The 406-nt window shown below is 61.8% G+C and carries 1 protein-coding gene and 1 pseudogene; both read left to right on the top strand.

Features of this window, described 5'->3' with window-relative positions; all coding sequences use genetic code 11:
- A partial coding sequence (gene secE, locus AC1DBX_RS20710; protein ID WP_476932675.1) for a preprotein translocase subunit SecE occupies window positions 1-195 on the top strand: 195 nt, incomplete at its 5' end.
- Window positions 196-259: 64 nt separating this feature from the next.
- Window positions 260-406 (top strand): annotated as a pseudogene (locus tag AC1DBX_RS20705) (transcription termination/antitermination protein NusG); the annotation flags it as partial.

The following is a 406-nucleotide window of genomic DNA, read 5'->3' as shown; positions in this document are numbered from 1 at the left end:
CCCTTCGCGCGGATCGCGCTGTTCATCCGGCAGGTCTTCGGCGAACTCAAGAAGGTCGTCACACCCACCCGTAAAGAACTGCTGAGCTACACCGGTGTCGTGCTCGTCTTCGTGGTGATCATGATGGCGCTGGTGTCCCTGCTCGACTGGATCTTCGGTCTGGGCGTGTTCTGGGTCTTCGGTAATCCGGCTTGAGCCGGAACCGGCTTGATCCGGATCCGGTTCGATCCGGAACGCACCGACCAACAACAGGAATGGAATGAATTCAGTGTCTGAGACAAATCGCGACGACGTGGACTGGGCGACCGCAGCCGAGCAGTCCTCCGAAGACGATGAGGCGCAGACCGGTAACGTTCTGGCCGCCGACGAGGAGGCCGTCGACGCCGCCGAGCACGAGGCCCTGCAC

It is taken from the genome of Arthrobacter sp. 10N44_2 (assembly GCF_056394385.1).
This window is presented reverse-complemented; position numbering and strand designations above follow the sequence as displayed.